Annotated in this window: 16 protein-coding genes; 11 read left to right on the top strand and 5 right to left on the bottom strand. The window is 61.8% G+C overall.

Translation table 11 applies throughout. The features are described 5' to 3' along the window. Window positions 1-483: 483 nt before the first annotated feature. The 5 genes from dapA to JMJ95_RS01870 are packed head-to-tail and all read left to right on the top strand — an operon-like array spanning window position 484 to window position 5,014. Window positions 484-1,368, top strand: a complete 885-nt coding sequence (dapA, locus tag JMJ95_RS01890) for a 4-hydroxy-tetrahydrodipicolinate synthase (protein WP_290681836.1) — start codon at window positions 484-486, stop codon at window positions 1,366-1,368. Then, the gene (locus JMJ95_RS01885; protein ID WP_290681834.1) at window positions 1,365-2,018 is read left to right on the top strand and encodes a dihydrodipicolinate reductase C-terminal domain-containing protein; all 654 of its coding nucleotides are present in this window, start codon (window positions 1,365-1,367) and stop codon (window positions 2,016-2,018) included. Before dapA ends, JMJ95_RS01885 begins: the two co-directional genes overlap by 4 nt. Beyond that, window positions 1,997-2,698 (top strand): 2,3,4,5-tetrahydropyridine-2,6-dicarboxylate N-acetyltransferase, encoded by a 702-nt coding sequence (gene dapD / locus JMJ95_RS01880; RefSeq protein WP_290681831.1) that lies wholly within the window; start codon window positions 1,997-1,999, stop codon window positions 2,696-2,698. The genes JMJ95_RS01885 and dapD overlap by 22 nt, the downstream gene beginning before the upstream one ends. Before the next feature lie 13 nt (window positions 2,699-2,711). After that, window positions 2,712-3,917, top strand: coding sequence for an aspartate kinase (locus JMJ95_RS01875; RefSeq protein ID WP_290681828.1), 1,206 nt, complete (start codon window positions 2,712-2,714; stop codon window positions 3,915-3,917). Continuing rightward, window positions 3,914-5,014, top strand: a complete 1,101-nt coding sequence (locus tag JMJ95_RS01870; protein WP_290681826.1) for an aminotransferase class III-fold pyridoxal phosphate-dependent enzyme — start codon at window positions 3,914-3,916, stop codon at window positions 5,012-5,014. Before JMJ95_RS01875 ends, JMJ95_RS01870 begins: the two co-directional genes overlap by 4 nt. Here the strand turns inward: JMJ95_RS01870 and JMJ95_RS01865 are convergent. Beyond that, window positions 5,011-5,817: a GNAT family N-acetyltransferase gene (locus tag JMJ95_RS01865; protein WP_290681824.1), complete on the bottom strand. Its 807-nt coding sequence runs from the start codon at window positions 5,815-5,817 to the stop codon at window positions 5,011-5,013. The two genes, JMJ95_RS01870 and JMJ95_RS01865, sit on opposite strands and share 4 nt — an antisense overlap. Window positions 5,818-5,929: 112 nt before the next feature. Here JMJ95_RS01865 and JMJ95_RS01860 point away from each other — a divergent pair, with 112 nt between their 5' ends. Continuing rightward, window positions 5,930-7,066: an aldo/keto reductase gene (locus JMJ95_RS01860; protein ID WP_290681822.1), complete on the top strand. Its 1,137-nt coding sequence runs from the start codon at window positions 5,930-5,932 to the stop codon at window positions 7,064-7,066. 138 nt (window positions 7,067-7,204) lie between these two features. Further along, a complete protein-coding gene (locus tag JMJ95_RS01855; protein WP_290681820.1) occupies window positions 7,205-8,764 on the top strand; it encodes a ClC family H(+)/Cl(-) exchange transporter in 1,560 nt (519 codons plus the stop codon). 8 nt (window positions 8,765-8,772) lie between these two features. Here the strand turns inward: JMJ95_RS01855 and JMJ95_RS01850 are convergent, their stop codons facing one another. From JMJ95_RS01850 to JMJ95_RS01840, 3 genes are read right to left on the bottom strand one after another with little or no spacing between them, the layout of a single operon-like run. Then, a complete protein-coding gene (locus JMJ95_RS01850) occupies window positions 8,773-9,054 on the bottom strand; it encodes a hypothetical protein (RefSeq protein WP_290681819.1) in 282 nt (93 codons plus the stop codon). A gap of 27 nt (window positions 9,055-9,081) precedes the next feature. Beyond that, window positions 9,082-10,497: a hypothetical protein gene (locus JMJ95_RS01845; protein WP_290681816.1), complete on the bottom strand. Its 1,416-nt coding sequence runs from the start codon at window positions 10,495-10,497 to the stop codon at window positions 9,082-9,084. Beyond that, window positions 10,407-11,333, bottom strand: a complete 927-nt coding sequence (locus JMJ95_RS01840; RefSeq protein WP_290681814.1) for a polysaccharide deacetylase family protein — start codon at window positions 11,331-11,333, stop codon at window positions 10,407-10,409. Before JMJ95_RS01840 ends, JMJ95_RS01845 begins: the two co-directional genes overlap by 91 nt. Before the next feature lie 134 nt (window positions 11,334-11,467). On the opposite strand from JMJ95_RS01840, the gene JMJ95_RS01835 reads away from it, so the two are divergent. Both JMJ95_RS01835 and JMJ95_RS01830 read left to right on the top strand, forming a co-directional pair. Then, window positions 11,468-11,950, top strand: coding sequence for a pyridoxamine 5'-phosphate oxidase family protein (locus JMJ95_RS01835; protein WP_290681812.1), 483 nt, complete (start codon window positions 11,468-11,470; stop codon window positions 11,948-11,950). 12 nt (window positions 11,951-11,962) lie between these two features. Continuing rightward, window positions 11,963-13,759 carry a histone deacetylase family protein gene (locus JMJ95_RS01830; protein ID WP_290681800.1) on the top strand — a complete coding sequence of 599 codons (1,797 nt, stop codon included), beginning with the start codon at window positions 11,963-11,965 and terminating at the stop codon, window positions 13,757-13,759. Here JMJ95_RS01830 and JMJ95_RS01825 read toward each other — a convergent pair. Further along, entirely contained in the window at window positions 13,707-14,765 is a 1,059-nt protein-coding gene (locus JMJ95_RS01825; RefSeq protein ID WP_290681797.1) for a class I fructose-bisphosphate aldolase, read from the bottom strand. The two genes, JMJ95_RS01830 and JMJ95_RS01825, sit on opposite strands and share 53 nt — an antisense overlap. 154 nt (window positions 14,766-14,919) lie before the next feature. On the opposite strand from JMJ95_RS01825, the gene JMJ95_RS01820 reads away from it, so the two are divergent. Together JMJ95_RS01820 and JMJ95_RS01815 are read left to right on the top strand one after the other, a co-directional pair. Next, window positions 14,920-15,801, top strand: coding sequence for an NAD(P)-dependent oxidoreductase (locus tag JMJ95_RS01820; RefSeq protein WP_290681794.1), 882 nt, complete (start codon window positions 14,920-14,922; stop codon window positions 15,799-15,801). A 127-nt stretch (window positions 15,802-15,928) separates the two neighbouring features. Next, window positions 15,929-16,402, top strand: a complete 474-nt coding sequence (locus JMJ95_RS01815; RefSeq protein WP_290681791.1) for a Fur family transcriptional regulator — start codon at window positions 15,929-15,931, stop codon at window positions 16,400-16,402. Window positions 16,403-16,637 lie beyond the last annotated feature (235 nt).

Genomic DNA, 16,637 nt, shown 5'->3' with positions numbered 1-16,637 from the left:
AAACGGGAAAAAGAGCTTCAACCGCCTGAAAAGGAGAAAAAACCATAGGGACGGGGAAACGAAAAGGGTTCACTTCCCCGTCCGGGGACCTGTCTCTTCTCTTGGGGAACGAACCTGCGGATTTAGGTTGCGGATTTAGGATTGACAAAAAAACGATCTTTGAATAAAATCAGCGAATACATATGAAAAGGCGATGAACCGGCATGTTCTTTTCCGGTCGTCCGGCGACAGAGAGGGGCGTTCAGCGGCTGAGAGGTGCCCCCGCCGGGAGGAAAGGGACGAAAAGGCCGGTGAGCCGGAATGGAAAGGACCGCGGTTAAAGGGCGGTTCCCGGAGTACATTCCCGGCCTGGGTCCCCGTCATCGGGCCCGAGGGGGACATGGCTTTTCTCTCATGTCCAATTAGGGTGGTACCGCGAGTTTCGGCTCGTCCCTTCGGGGACGGGCCGTTTTTTATATCCCGACAACAACAGGAGGTGCGGAGATGTTTGGAGGAACAGGTACTGCAGTGGTGACCCCGTTTAAAGAGGGCGGCGTGGATTTCGAGAGTTTCGGGCGTTTCCTGAACTGGCAGATCGAAAATGGAGTTGAGTTCCTAGTGGTCCTTGGCACCACCGGGGAAAGTCCCACCGTCACCGCAGCGGAGAGGGCGGAGATCATCACCTTCGCGAAGAAAACGGCGGCGGGAAGGGTCCCCGTGGTTATCGGTACCGGATCGAACTCCACGGAGCATACCATCGCTCTTTCACAGCAGGCGGAGAACCTCGGCGCGGACGGCGTCCTTGTGGTGACTCCCTACTACAACAAACCCCCCCAGGAGGGGCTCTATCAGCATTTCAAGGCTGTCGCCGGAAGCATTAAGATCCCTCTCATTATCTACAACGTTCCGGGGCGCACGGGATCGAACATCCTCCCCGAGACGGTCTACCGGCTGAGCAAGATCGTCAATATTGCCGGCATCAAGGAGGCCTCCGGCGACCTGGCCCAGATTGACACCCTCGTCCGGCGGATCAAGAAAGAACGGTCGGATTTCGCCATTCTGTCCGGGAACGACGACCAGGCTTTCCATCTCGTGAACTCCGGCGGCGACGGGGTCATTTCCGTTCTTTCCAATGTTATGCCCCGGGAGACGTCGGACATGGTGCGCCTTGCCCTCGCGGGGGAGGTGGAGAAGGCCCGGGAGATCCATTCCCGCATCTTCCCACTGATGAAGGATCTTTTCATGGAAACGAATCCTGTCCCCGTGAAGTACGCCGTGAGCCGCCTCGGATTCTGCCGGAACGAGCTTCGCCTTCCTCTTGTGCCGGCATCGGAAAAGTGCATGGCCGTGGTCGATGCCTCCATGAAGGAGTGCGGGGTGAGTCTATGAGATACGGCCTTGTGGGTGCATCGGGGCGCATGGGGGCGGAGATCCGGAAGGCCTTCGCCTCCCATGAGCTCTGCTACACCCTTGATATCGGCGGGGAGACCTGCCAAGGCACGCCCGAGGTCATGGTGGACTTTTCCCTGCCCTCCGCCCTCGGAGCCACCCTGGACGCGGTGCGGCGCTTTTCCTGCGCCCTCGTGCTGGGTACCACCGGTATCACGCCGAAACAGATGGACGAGGTACGGTATGCGGCCAGGACGTCGGCGGTGGTACAGAGCTTCAACTTCGCAGCCGGGGTGACACTGTTCAAGATGATCCTCCGGGAGTTCGGTCCTCTTTTCGCCGACTGGGATGCGGAGATGAGCGAGACCCACCACAACAGGAAAAAGGACGCTCCCTCCGGGACGGCCATCCTCCTCAGGGAGGCCCTCGGGCGGGACTGCCCCACCCATTCCCTCCGCATGGGCGGCGTTCCGGGGGACCACACGGTGTTCTTCGCCAACGAGGGAGAAGTGTTCACCCTGACCCACAGGGCCCTCTCCCGGAGCGTGTTTGCCCTGGGAGCCCTTCGGGCGGCTGAATTCGCCGCCGGGGCGAAGCCCGGGTTCTATTCTTTCGAGGAGGTCCTCACATGCGGACGGAAGACATCATAAGGCTCATCAAGGAATCGAAGAAGACAACGCCCTGCGTCGCCTACCTGTCCGGGGACCTCGAGGGTATGGACGCCGGCGGGGTTGTCTTTGTCGGCGGGAAGGACTTCGGCATCCTGGCCGGGGACAGGGCGGAGGTCGAGAAAATCCTGTCCGAGAACGCGCCGAGGATCAGGTCGGTCCACATGGAGACCAGGGCCCGGAATTCCGCCGTTCCCCTGGCGGACCTGATGAAATACGAGGCCCGGATCGAGCCCGGCGCGGTGATCCGGGACATGGTGGAGATCGGGAAGGGCGCCGTGGTGATGATGGGGGCCGTGATCAACATCGGCGCCGTGATCGGCGAACGGACCATGATCGACATGAACGCCGTGGTGGGCGGAAGGGCCCGGATCGGTGCGGACTGCCACATCGGCGCCGGCGCGGTGGTGGCGGGGGTCATCGAGCCTCCGAGCGCCACGCCCGTGGTGATCGAGGACAAGGTCCTCGTGGGGGCCAACGCCGTCATCCTGGAAGGAGTAAGGGTAGGCGCCGGGGCGGTGGTGGCTGCGGGCGCCATGGTGACGAAGGATGTTCCTCCCAGAACCGTGGTGGCGGGTTCCCCCGCCAGGGTGGTCAAGGACGTGGACGAAAAGACCGAATCGAAGACGGAGATCGTGCAGGATCTCCGAAACCTGAAGTAGGAGAGGTCCGGACGTGATCGTACAGAAGTATGGCGGGTCGTCGGTGGCCACGGCGGAGAAGATCCGGGGCGTGGCCGAGAGAATTCGGCAGAGGGTGGACCGGGGAGACAAGCTCGTGGTGGTGGTCTCCGCCATGGGGAAAACCACCAACTCTCTCATAGCCCTTGCGGAACAGGTTTCGCCGGAGCCGTCCCCCAGGGAACTGGACATGCTCCTCGCCACGGGGGAGCAGGTCACGTCCGCCCTCCTTGCCATGGCGCTGTGCGACATGGGGATACCGGCCCTTTCCTACAACGCTTTCCAGCTCGGCCTGACCACCACGGGCAGCTTCAACAACGCCCGGATCATGGACCTGAACCTGTCCAGGCTCATGATGCAGCTCGAGAGGCGGAGCGTCCTCGTGGTCACCGGATTTCAGGGCATTACCCCGGAAGGAGACGTCACCACCCTGGGCCGGGGAGGTTCGGACACGTCGGCGGTAGCCATTGCTGCCAAGTGCGGTTGTCCCTGCGAGATCTACAGCGACGTGCCGGGGGTGTTCACCTGCGACCCGAACAGGGTTCCCGGAGCCAGGAAACTCGACTATATCACCTACGACGAAATGCTGGAACTGTCATCCCTGGGAGCCAAGGTGCTCCATTCCAGGGCCGTGGAAATAGCGAAAAAATACTCGGTGGACCTCTACTGCGGCTCCACCTTCTCCGATGAAAGGGGGACCTGCGTAGTGAAATCCCTTCCCGAGTGGCTCGAGCAGCCCGTCGTTACGGGCGTGACCACCGACAGCAACCAGACGAGGCTGACCATATCCCGCCTTCCCCGTTCCATGGAGGCCCTGAGTGCCCTCTTCACGGGGCTCGCGGAACAGGGAGTGAATGTGGACATGATTTCCACGGTGAACGAGAACGGCCATTCCCACCTTACCTTCACCGTGGTGGACGCCACGGAAAAGGCGGTGCTCAGGACGGTGAGGGATGTTCTTGCTCCCTGGGAAGGCTGGACCGTGACCGAGGATCGGAACGTGGTGAAAGTCTCCGCCGTTGGGGTGGGGATGAAGTCGGCCCCAGGGGTGGCCGCGCGGTTTATCTCCGCCCTGAGCCGGAAGGGGATCGCCATGCTCGGTACCACCACATCGGAGATCAAAATTTCCGCCCTGGTGGCCACAGAGGACGGCAACGAGGCTCTCCGCGCCCTGGTGGAAGAGTTCGGGCTGGGGGAATGATTTCCATGCTGACTCCCGTCTATTCTCCCTGGGGCCTTGCAGTGGAGCGTGCCGAGGGAATGAAGGTCTATACGGACAGGGGCGTCTTCCTGGACGCCTTCTCCGGCATCGGCGTCCTTCCCCTGGGGCACGGCCATCCCGACGTGGTACGGGCGGTGTCTGAAAAGGCGGCCCGGTTTATCCACCTGTCCAACTACTTTCTCGACCCCGACGCCGTTACCGTGGCCGAACAGCTCGTCGCCATGACGGGCCGCCCCGGGGAGGTCTACTTCTCCAACTCCGGCGCCGAGGCGAACGAGGCGGCCCTCAAGGCGGTGAAGAAACACAGGAGGGGCGTTATCGTCTCCTTCGAGGGAAACTTCCACGGAAGGACCCTCGGCGCCCTCTCCGTCACCTGGGGCCCCTCCATGAGAAAGCCCTTCGAACCCCTCGTTCCGGGGTGCGTCTTCCTTCCCCTGAGGGGGAGCATGCTCCTCGACTTCGCCGAAGAATACGACGTGGCCGCCGTTTTCCTGGAGTGCGTCCAGGGGAACAGCGGTGTGATCCCCATACCCGGCGAGCTGGCCGAGGCGGTGAAAACATTGCAGCGGGACAAGGGAGTCCTTGTCGTTGCCGACGAGATCCAGGCCGGGCTCGGACGCACGGGGAAAAACTTCTCCCATGAACACTGGGGACTGGCCCCGGACATCGTCACCATCGGCAAGGGGATCGGCGGAGGGCTGCCCCTCGGCGCGGCGGTCTTCTGCGGATGGTCTCCCTTCGGCCCCGGAGACCACGGGTCCACCTTCGCCCCCAATCCCGTTTCCCTGGCGGCGGGGAAGGCGGTGCTCTCCCATCTTACCCCTGAATTTGTCGGTGAAGTTGCCCGCAAGGGCGAACGCTTCCGTGCACGCCTCTCCGAGCTGCCGTGGGCCGTCGAGGTGCGGGGGAAAGGGCTCATGCTCGGCGTCGTCACGGACGATGCCGCCGGAGTGAAGCGCCGGGCCTTCGAAAAGGGGGTTCTCCTCAACGTGGCGGGAGGGGCCGTCCGGTTCCTGCCCTCCCTCGCAGCCACAGACGCGGAACTGGACGAACTGGCGGACCGGCTGAACTTCTAGCAGGCGTCGGGGTGGGTCGAGTGAACCAGGAAACGCCCGCACTCCCGGAAACCGAACTTTTTGTAGAGGGGAAATCCCATAGGGGAGGCCTGGAGGGCGACGGAGGAACAGCCGGCCTTCAGGGCCTCTTCCAGCGTTCCGTCAAGGAGGCGGTTTCCAAGGCCCAGGCGGCGGAATTTCGGCAGCACGGAAAAATAGAAAAGTCCCGCGGTCTTTCCGGGGAGGGTCAGCAGGGCCGTCGCCGCCAACCTGCCCCGGAAGGAAAGGGCAAGCAGCCGAAAGCGGTCCCGGACGGGCTCTTCCGTCATGGACGCCGCAAAGGCGGCGAAGGGTTCCCGGTGCTCCGGTTCCGATCCGAACCCCTCAAGGGAGGAAGCGGCCCACTCCGAGGCCTCGCCGGAGGTGCGGCAGACCGAAATTTCCCTGCCGGGAAACGGGGGTATGGTGTTCCGCCCTTCCCTGAGGCGAAGAATCATGGCCGGGGGCGAACACTGAAGGGGAAGCCCCGCCCGGGCTAGCTCCCCGCTTTCGGAGAGAGCCCCCGCTCCGGGGGAGATCCACCATGTGAAGGGCATTTTTTCCGAGGCGAAGAAGGACTGCGCGGCGGCGGCCATGGCCGCCGGGTCTCCCTCTTTCGTTCTCAGGGCGTAGTTCTGGTCCGGGATGGCCGTTCCGGTGGAGAGGAGCAGCACGCCGTCCTTCTCTTCCGCCCGGCACGAAGAAAGAGTCCCCCACAGCCTCAGCGAAGCCTCGAATGTTCCTGCGGCCTCTTCGGCTGCCTGCGTTTCAGTGATATGACCCATGGAAATCCTCCGGCTGTTTGAATATCTGTGGGATAATTGTACAATACGGAGCGCGCCGGCGGAATTCTTTGCCGGCGGGAAAAATGCACATTTATGAAGGAGGTCTTCCTATATGCTGTACCGTTCTATGCCCCGCACAGGGGATGAACTGTCCATTCTCGGCTTCGGCTGCATGCGCCTTCCCCTCGACGGAGAGGGAAAGATCGACGAAAACCGGGCAACAGCCATGATTCGTTCCGCCATTGACAGGGGAGTGAACTATATCGACACCGCCTATCCCTACCACGGCGGTGAGGGCGAACCCTTCGTGGGCAGGGCCCTCGGGGACGGCTACCGGAAAAAAGTCTTCCTCGCCACCAAGCTTCCCTCCTGGATGGTGGAGACTCCCTCGGACATGGACCGCTTCCTGGACGAGCAGCTTGCCCGGCTGCAGACGGACGTGATCGACTATTACCTGCTCCACTCCCTCAATGTCGAGCGGTGGGAGATCATGAAGAAGAACGGCTTCGGCTCCTTCCTCGACAGGGCCCTGGCCGACGGGCGGATCAGGAGGGCGGGTTTCTCCTTCCACGACCAGCTTCCCCTGTTCAGGGAGATCGTGGATGCCTACCCGTGGCATTTCTGCCAGATCCAGTACAATTACATGGACACGAACTACCAGGCGGGTACTGCCGGCCTGAAGTACGCGGCGGAGCGGAATATGGGCGTGGTGATCATGGAGCCCCTCCGGGGCGGAAACCTGGCCCGGAACATTCCGGACGTCATGAAGAAGATCTGGAGCGAGTCGCCGAAGCCTTTCTCCCCGGCGGGATGGGCGCTGCGCTGGCTCTGGGACCAGCCGGAAGTCTCCATTGTTCTCAGCGGCATGACCACGGAGGAGGATCTCGAAGACAACCTCTCCTCAGTCGATGACGCCTGCGTCGGCTGTCTTACCGCCGGGGAGCGGGACATGATCGCCCGGGTGAAGGAGGTGTACCGCACGAGGATGAAGGTCCTCTGCACGGCCTGCCAGTACTGCATGCCCTGCTCGTCGGGAGTGAACATCCCCGAGTGCTTCAACCGGTACAACATGGCCTTCATGTTCGATAACCTCGAGCAGGCACGGATGACCTATCAGACCTTCCTGAAGCCGGAGGCCAGGGCGAACGCCTGCGTGAAGTGCGGCGCCTGCGAGGAGAAATGCCCCCAGAACCTCCAGATCCGCACCCTGTTGGATTCCGTGGCGGAGCTGCTGGAGCCGAAGGAATAGTTTTTTCTCCGCAAACGGCGGCGGAGGGAGCGCCCGGGAGGTCCCTCTCCGCCGTTTTGTACCGCATCGCTCCCCTTTCCCCGGATCTTCCACGAAGGCCCGGGCTCGAGTGAAATTCCCTCGGAAGAGGTGTTGGTCATGGTTCGCTACAAACTGCTCACCGGAGAGGGCCGGTTCCGGGTCCACCTGATCGCCCAGGGACTTGCCGTCGGTACCGTCGCCGGGTTTGCCGCCGTCTGCTACCGTCTTCTTCTGGCCGGGGCGGAAGACTTTTCCCTTGCCGTTCTCACCGGCGGGCTGCCCCTTTCCTTTCCGGTCATGGCGCTTCTCTGGTGCGGGGTCGCAGTCGTCATCGGCAGTCTCATGGAGTGGGAGCCCATGGCGAGGGGAAGCGGCATTCCCCAGGTGGAGGGAGAACTCCTCGGTCAGGTGTCCATGTCCTGGTGGAAGGTGTCTGCGGCAAAGTTTCTCGGAGGGGGACTTGCCATCGCCCTCGGTCTTTCGCTCGGCAGAGGGAGTCCCTCGGTCCAGATCGGCGCCGCCGCCGGCAAGGGAATGGCGGTCTTGCAGAAGCTGGGGAAGGTGGAGGAGCGGCTTTTCCTTTCAAGCGGGGCTTCGGCGGGGCTTTCCGCCGCTTTCAACGCCCCGCTCGCCGGTGTGATCTTCGTCCTGGAGGAGGTCCACAAGAATCTCTCTCCCCTGGTGCTTCTTTCGGCCATGATGGCCTCCCTGGCGGCGGATTTCGTGTCGAAGCACTTTTTCGGCCTCGGGCCCGTCTTTGCTTTCGGTGTTCCCTCGGTCCTTCCCCTGAACCTCTATGGCCACCTGCTCCTTCTCGGCCTGCTCTGCGGTGCCGGCGGCGCCCTCTTCTGCAGGGTGATCCTCGATGTCCAGACCCTCTATGGCAGGCTGCCTCTCCCGGCGCGGTACAGGGTGGTCATCCCGGCTCTTGCGGTCCTCTGCATCGGACCCGTTTTTCCTGACATTATCGGTGGGGGGCATGCCCTGGTGGAACATCTCGGCATGGGGGAGAAGTCCCTGTCGGTCCTCTTGTCCCTTTTCGCCGGCAAGCTGCTCTTCACGGCCCTCTGCTTCGGTTCGGGGGCGGCGGGGGGGATCTTCCTGCCCATGCTCGCCGAGGGGGCCTCCCTGGGAACCCTCTACGGAACGGCGGCGGTCCTGTTCACAGGAATGGACCAGGCTCTGGTCGTGAATTTCCTCATTGCGGGAATGGCGGGTTTCTTCGCGGCGGTGGTACGGGCCCCCATCACGGGGATCATCCTTATCACCGAGATGACCGGGTCCTTCACCCATCTGCTCTCGGTCTCCGTCGTGGTCATCCTTGCCCACGTGACGGCGGACCTGCTCAGAGCACGGCCCATTTACGACTCCCTCCTGCTCAGGATGCTCCGGAAAAGCGACGGGGCCGTCAGTCCCGGGAAGATTCTTCTCGAGGGAACGGTCTGCCCGGGGTCGCCTCTCGACGGCAGAACGGTGAGGGAGGCGTCCCTTCCGGAGGGATGCCTGCTGGTGAGCATCCACCGTTTCGGCGAGGAGATCCTCCCCAACGGGGACACGCTGCTCTCCGCTGGGGACAGGGTCATTGCTCTGGCCGACGGCAGCCGGGCCGGGCGCATCCGGGAAAAACTGCTGGATCTCACAGGAGTGTGCCCTCCCGAGAAGCACCTCTGGGAATGAAGGGGAGCCTATTTCCCTCCGTCTTTCTCCGAAGCGCCCCGGGAGCTTCCCTGCTTCCGGTAGCCGTACTGGAGTATGAGGAAGGCCAGAAAACCCGTGGATGTGTAGGCGACCCCTCCGCGGAAGGTCTCGTAGGGAAGGAAGTAGTAGTGGTACTGGATTCCGGCGATGATGATGAGAGAAGCGTAAATGGCCGACTTCAGGGGGGACAGTCCCCGCTTCAGTATTTTGAACCTGAGAAGCCAGATCATGAGGGTTCCGAGGGCGATGATGGCGATCCTGTCAAACATGGCGAATCTCTCCGTTCCCGATGAAGTTCATTCCTGGTTTCTTTCCGCGAACATCTGGACGAAAACCTTGTGGGTGTTTCTCGGCAGAATGCGGTATCCTTTCTTCTCCTTGGTGAGCCACAGAAAATAATCCTTGTAGAAGGACGAGCTCAGGTCGAGGATGGATTTACCCCTGTTTTCCTTGATGAGCTCGTAAATGTTCTTTATGACCCTGTCCTCGTCGCTGTCCCACCGGAAGGTTCCCAGGGCATAGGCCGCGGCCTTCTCCGGAAGGTTGTTCAGCGGGAAGGCAGGCAGCAGCAGGGTATGGTCGCTCCAGTCGTAGGTGCCGTACCCCTGCCCGGGCACTACGATCACCCTGGGGATGCCGTACATCCGTATCCGGGCGACCACGAGCATTTCCGGGTCCAGGGCCGCCAACTCCTCCACTATGGCCGCCGCCCGGTCGAGAGCGAGGGGAGGCTTTTCGCTCCGGCAGAGCTGGGACGGATCTCTCCGGGCGGACTTAGCCGTGAGGGAAATGTACTCCTTTTTGGAGAAGATGAGGTCCTTCAGCTTTCTTCGGCGAACGGCGGGAGGGATGCCCTCCATTTCGGACGCCGCTTTCTTCACCCGCCGCTCCCATTTCGAAATTTCCTGGGTCACGAAGACGATGTTTCTTGCCAGGTTCTTGGCGGATTCCAGCAGTCCCGAAACTTTTTGGATCTCGTTCCCGTCCAGTCCGCCGTCCTCTTCGCCGTTGCCCTTCAGAAAGGAGACCAGGCGCTTTTCCGCCTCGGAAAACGCGTGGTGCTCCACGGCCATTTGCTGCCTGTCCTTTTCCGGGGCTTCCCGGTATTTTCTCGTCCGCATGGCCACTTCGGTGTAGGATTCCAGGCACCCCTGAAGATCCGCAAGAAGAGTTTCCGTCTCGGAGGGGAGGGCCCCCTGCTTTGCCAGCACCACGGGGAGAATGATCCTGATCCTGGCCTTCAGCCCGTCGAGCTGCCGGCGCATCTGGACGATCTTCCCCTCCGGGGAGAACCCGCTCCGCGGGGGCATGACGGGCTTGCCCATGATCATGGCGTAGGCTTCGGCTATGAAGTCCGAAAACGTATAGTACTGGAAGAGCCCCGGGGCGACCTTCGGGGAGAGGGCTTCCCGGAGGGCCGGGGAGGCCGGGGTGATTTCGTCGCCGGCGTAGCCGAAATCGATAAAGAGCCGTTCCTGTTCGTCGAACGACAGTTCTTCGGGAAAACTTTCCGTATGGGCGTCCACCAGGGCGGCCAGCACGTCCCAGTATTGGGCCGAGAGATCTTGCCACAGCTTCCTGGCGGCGATCCGGTCGTCCGTTTCGGTGAAATCCCTGACGGTCAGATAGCTTTTTGCCGTCGCGGTAAATTTTTCAACGGACTCCCGGAGGGGCTGATAGTCCCTCCATCTTTCGAACATGACTGTATCCATGGCATCATCTCCGTCCGGCGCTGACATCCCTTCCGCCGGGTAAAAAAAGCGGAATCCCCCCGTATGATACCATACGGTCCGGAGGATGCCTTTCCGGCTGAGGGGCCTGAGGTGCCGTCCTCGAAAACGAGAGGGCGATCCCCGAGCTTCACGAAACGGAATCCCTTCTTCCGGAGAAGAGGCAGGGCTTCTTTCAGCCCCTCCGCAGTCTGGCCTTCGGGCCGGTTCATGTGGAACAGGACAATCTCCCCTCCCCGGAGGGAGAGCAGGCCGTCCGCGATCTTCTTTTTTGAATAGGAAGCTCCGCCGTCCCCGTTATGGGAATGGCTCACCGATGTATGCCCCAGGTCCGCCGCCACCCTCACGGCCACCTCGTCGTAGTGGTTCGTGCCGGAGCGGAAATACCGGGGCCTCCGCCCTGTGATCTCCTCCAGGAACCTGGCATTGTCCTCCACTTCCCGGGCCGCCCCGGAGACGGATTCCGTTCCGGGAATCCCGTAGGCGGACCGTCCCGTGACGGAGAGGGGACGGTGCTCCGCTCCGTGGTTGCCGATCTCGAACAGCGGATCCGCCCCCAGCTCCCGGGTGGTCTCCCTGTTCTTCTCAAGCCACGGCCCGCTCAGGAAGAAGGTGGCCGGAATGCGCTCACGCCTCAGAAAATCCAGGAGTTCCCGGTCCATGGCCGATCCCTTCTTTCCCCCGCAGGCGTCGAATGTGAGGGCCACCTCCTTCCCTTCGGAGGCGATCCTCGAGGCTGTCCCGGAAACATGCTCCCCCCACTGGACGGGGGATGCGTTCCGGTACTTTCCTGCGATCTCCTCCGGCGGAAGGGGCATTCCCTCGCCTGAAAAGCTAAAAAAGTGTAGAATTGACAGAAATACAAGGGCAGAGGCGGTCGGCAAACGGATCATCTCTCGTATACCTCCATTGTGTTCAGTATAGCATTTATATAACAGGGGAGGGCAGAACAATGGGCCATCCGGTACGCAGAAAAGACAGGGAGATCACTGACAGGGCTGAAATCTATGAAATACTTGACGGGGCGTTCACCGGGCATCTCGCCCTCTGCAGCGGCGGGGAGCCCTACGTGGTTCCCCTCTGTTTCGGAGTAATGGACGGCGCCGTCTATTTCCACTGCGCCCGGGAGGGACGAAAGCTCGACATCATCGCGCGGAATCCCCGGGGCTGCTTCCAGGCGCAGTGCGACGAGGACCTTGTGCGGTCCGCGGAGCGGGCCTGCGGGTGGGGGATGCTCTACAAAAGCGTCATGATATCGGGACCGGTAACGATGGTGGAGGACGAGAGGGAGAAGGCCGCCGCCCTCCTGGTGATCATGAAAAAATACGCGGGGGAGGACTTTTCCCATGAATTCTCCTCCGCGGAATGCGCCTCCGTGACGGTGCTCCGCCTCGATCCCGAGGAGCTTTCGGGCAAGGCCAGGCGTCCCGTGTAGGGGGTGGCGCGGATGTTCCGGATCCGGAGGATTTTCGATGATCTTTCCCCGGCAAACGAAAAGGCTCTCGTCCGCATCGGGGAGATCCTGAAGGAGCAATTTCCGGACGCCCGTCCCGGCGAGGCTGAATCCATTCCAGAGAAGCTGCGGAACCAGCTCAAGTACGGCTTCCAGACCATTCTCTTTGCCGCGGAGAAGGGGGCGGGGAAGGTCTACGGTTTTGCCCTGGCCCTCTACGATCCGTTATTGAAGTTCACCTTTCTGGACTATATCGCCGTTCCGGGGGCCGAAGCGGGCGGAGGCATTGGAGGCGTACTCTACGAGAGGGTGCGGAAGGAAGCCCTGGACCTCGGGTGTTGCGGGCTTTTCTTCGAATGCCTTCCCGACGACCCCGAACTCAGCCGCGATGAGGAAATCCGGCAGCAGAACGCAGCCCGGCTGCGCTTCTATGAGCGGTACGGCGCCGTCCCCGTGGTGGGAACGAAGTACGAGACTCCCCTGGGGCCTGGAGAGGACAATCCGCCCTACCTGGTCTTCGACGGCCTGGGAAGAGGGGAGCCCCTGAGGAGGGAAAAGGCCCGGCTCATCGTGGCCGCCATCCTGGGGAAGAAATACGGAGATCTCTGCCCGCCGGAGTATATCCGCATGGTCATGGACTCCTTTCGGGACGACCCGGTGAAGCTCCGCCCCCTGAAGTACGTGACCGCCCCGAAACGGACCGCCGTGGCCGCGGCCCTTCCCGAAGGCGAGCGGATAGCCCTCTTCGTCAACCGTGACCACGCCATTCACCACGTCAGGGAAAGGGGATACGTGGAGTCTCCCGTCCGGGTGGAGGCCATCCTCCGGGAGATCCTTCCCTCGGGGCTCTTCACGGAAAAGAAGGCCCGTCATTTCGGCGAGCGGCACGTGCTGAAGGTCCACAGCGCCGTCTTCTTCTCCTACCTCAGAAAGGTCTGCATGTCCATGCCGGAGGGGGAGTCCGTCTACCCCTATGTCTTCCCCGTGCGGAACGCGGCCAGGCCTCCCCAGGACCTCTCCGTCCGGGCAGGGTACTTCTGCATGGACACCTTTACCCCTTTGAACAAGAATGCCTTCCTTGCCGCCCTGGGAGCGCTGGACTGCGCCCTGTCGGGCGCCCAGGCCCTTGCGGAAGGACGGCACCTGGCCTACGCCCTGGTGAGACCCCCCGGGCACCACGCCGAGCGGCGTCTCTTCGGCGGCTTCTGCTACCTGAACAGCGCGGCCGCCGCCGCCGAGTACCTCTCGGCCTTCGGCAGGGTGGCCATGCTCGACGTGGACTACCACCACGGCAACGGCCAGCAGGACATCTTCTACCGGCGGAGCGACGTCCTCACCGTCTCCCTCCACGGGCACCCCCGGTTCGCCTACCCCTATTTCTCCGGCTTCGAGGACGAAAAAGGGGAAGGAGAAGGCCGGGGTTTCAACCTCAACCTTCCCCTTCCCGAGCATCTTTCGGGGCAAGAATACCTAGACGCCCTCAGGAGGGTATCGAGAAGAATTTCGGACCATGGAGCCCGTTTTCTCGTCGTTCCCTTCGGCGGGGACACCTGCAAAAAAGATCCCACGGGAACCTGGAGCCTCGTCGCCAGGGACTTCGAAAACAACGGAAGACTGATCGGCGGCCTGGGCCTTCCCGTCCTCGCGGTCCAGGAGGGAGGCTACAATACCCGTCTCCTGGGGGAGAACGTCCGGGCCTTCTTCAAGGGGCTCTTCGAGGCTTCCCGCTCAGCCGGAGCTAGGCTATGGTCACCTGCTTCTCGAGATAAACGTCCTGCACGGCGTGAATGATTTCCACGCCCTCCTTCATGGGGCGCTGGAAGGCCTTGCGGCCGAGGATGAGGCCCATGCCGCCGGCCCTCTTGTTGATCACCGCGGTCTTCACGGCTTCGGCAAGGTCGTTGGTTCCGGAGGCGCCGCCGGAGTTGATCAGTCCTGCCCTGCCCATATAGCAGTTCGCCACCTGGTACCGGGTCAGGTCGATGGGATGGTCGCTGGAGAGTTTTTCGTAGACCGCCTTCGCCGTCTTGCCGAACTTCAGGGCGGTGAATCCCCCATTGTTCTCGGGGAGCTTCTGCTTGATGATGTCGGCGCCGATGGTTACGCCGAGGTGGTTCGCCTGCCCCGTGAGGTCGGCGGCCACGTGGTAGTCCTTCTCCGCCGTCTTGAAGGCGTTGTTTCTCAGGTAGCACCACAGGATCGTGGCCATGCCCAGGTTGTGGGCGATCTCGAAGGCGGTGCTGATCTCCTGGATCTGCCGGGAGGACTCGTCGCTGCCGAAATAGATGGTGGCGCCCACGGCGGCGGCTCCCATGTCCCGGGCCTGTTCCACTGAGGCGAAGAGGATCTGGTCGTACTTGTTGGGGTAGGAGAGCAGCTCGTTGTGGTTGATCTTCAACACGAAGGGGATTTTGTGGGCGTATTTCCTGGCCACCGACGAGAGAACGCCCAGGGTGCTGGCCACGGCGTTGCATCCGGCCTCAATGGCGAGCTTCACGATGTTCTCGGGGTCGAAATAGATGGGGTTGGGAGCGAAGCTGGCTCCGGCGGAGTGTTCGATTCCCTGGTCCACGGGGAGGATGGAGAGGTATCCCGTTCCGGCCAGCCTTCCGCTGCCGAAGAGGGTTTGCATGGACCGCATTACCGGAATGGAGCGGTCGGAGAGCGCCGTCACCCTGTCCACAAAATCAGGTCCCGGGAGGATGAGCATTTCCCGACCTATGGTTTTGCATGTGTGTCCGAGCAGGTACTCCGCCTTGTCTCCAAGCAGTTGCTCGATCCTTTCCAGAGTGTTCATGGATCTGCCTCCTTCTCAATCTGTAATGATAAGGGTACAATCAAAACTGACCCTTCTTTCCTTCATGTATTGTACCCGAGAATGGAGAATATGGGAACAATTGGACGGGAAAGGAGCAAGAAGGGCAGAAAACAACAACCGGAGGTGGCACTGAATGAAACCCGAAAGGGGAAAAACGGTCGTCGGATTCGTAGGTCTCGGAGTCATGGGGCACAGCATGGCGGGGCACATCATGAGGGGCGGTTACGAGCTGCTCGTCTACAACAGGTCGAAAGAGAAGGCCCTGGACCTGCTGACCCAGGGGGCCGTGTGGAAGGACGACGTCCATTCCCTGGCGGAGAAGAGCGATGTGATCATCACCATGGTGGGATTTCCCGCCGACGTGGAGGAGGTCTATCTCGGGGAAAAGGGGCTCCTTGCGGGGGCCCGGCCCGGAACGGTGCTCATCGACATGACCACCTCGAGCCCGGGCCTGGCGGCCCGCATCGCCGCTGCGGGAGCCGAAAAAGGGGTTCCTGTCCTCGATGCCCCCGTGTCGGGGGGCGACAGGGGGGCCCGGGAGGGGACCCTGTCCATCATGGTGGGCGGAGACGAAGCTGTTTTCAATGACATGATGCCCCTTTTCTCCCTTCTGGGAAAGAATATCGTCTTCCAGGGCGGACCGGGCAGCGGACAGCACACCAAGATGGCCAACCAGATCGCCATCGCTTCCAACATGATGGGGGTCTGCGAGGCTCTGGCCTACTCGAAGAAAGCCGGCCTCGACCCGGAAAAAGTGCTGTCGAGCATCTCCGGCGGCGCTGCGGGAAGCTGGTCCCTCTCCAATCTTGCCCCCAGGATCCTGGCGGGCGATTTTGCTCCCGGCTTTTTCGTGAAGCATTTCATAAAAGACATGAAGATAGCGCTCGAGGAGGCGGAGCGCATGGGACTGGACGCCGCCGGACTGAAGAAGGCTTTCGAGCAGTACGGGAAAGTCGCCGCCCGGGGCCTGGAAAACGAGGGCACCCAGGCACTCTACAAGCTCTACGTCGAATAAGCCTGTCCGCCTCGGAAAGTCCGTCCGCGGAAGGAGCGCGGACGGACTTTCCGAGTTGTTGTTGACGGAAAATTATTTTTATTTATAATGATTACAATGTGGTTTCGGGAACAAGGAGGGGTGCTTCATGCGATCCGTGGACAAAATAGCGGCCAGTCTGCGGGAGAAGGGGCTCAAGCTTACTCCCCAGCGTCGCCTGATTATTGAGATTCTCTCCAGGGACAGGAGCCATCCCACGGTGGATGAAGTATACCGCCAGGTGGTGTCCATCATGCCCGAAGTCTCGCGGACGACGGTCTACAACACCATTCGTGAGATGGCCTCCCTGGGAGAGATCGCGGAAGTGCAGGATCTCAGCGACGGCGGAATCCGGTACGATACCTGCGCGGTTTCCCACAATCATTTCTTCTGCCTTTCATGCCGTTCCCTGATCGACGTTGATGTGAATCTCCCCGGGGCGGAGTCGTACTCCGGCGCGCTGGAGGGGTTTCAGGTGCTGAAGCAGCAGCTCACCCTCTACGGCCTCTGCCCCGACTGCAGGGACAAGGGGCTTCCCCCGCCGGGAAAGGGAACAGGCAAAAGAGCCCTGAAGAAATTCTGATCACGACAGGGGAGTCTCCGTCAGGAGACTCCCCTGTTTTCCAGTCGAAGGCTGAAAGGATCAGGCTTCGTCCGGTGTTTCCCTGGAGGGAACGAGACCGGATTTCGTCTCTTCCTCGACCCTGAACCGGGCGGCGGACTTCTGCATCTCTTCCGACAGGCTCACAAGCTCTTCGGCGGCCTTCGCGATGGACTCCGTCACCCGCCCCTGCTCTTCCATGGACCGGTTGATGTTC

The organism is Aminivibrio sp., from assembly GCF_016756745.1.
In the GTDB taxonomy this organism is placed as follows: domain Bacteria; phylum Synergistota; class Synergistia; order Synergistales; family Aminobacteriaceae; genus Aminivibrio.
Note: the sequence above shows the minus strand (reverse complement) of the source record. Positions and strands in the feature narration are given on the sequence as shown.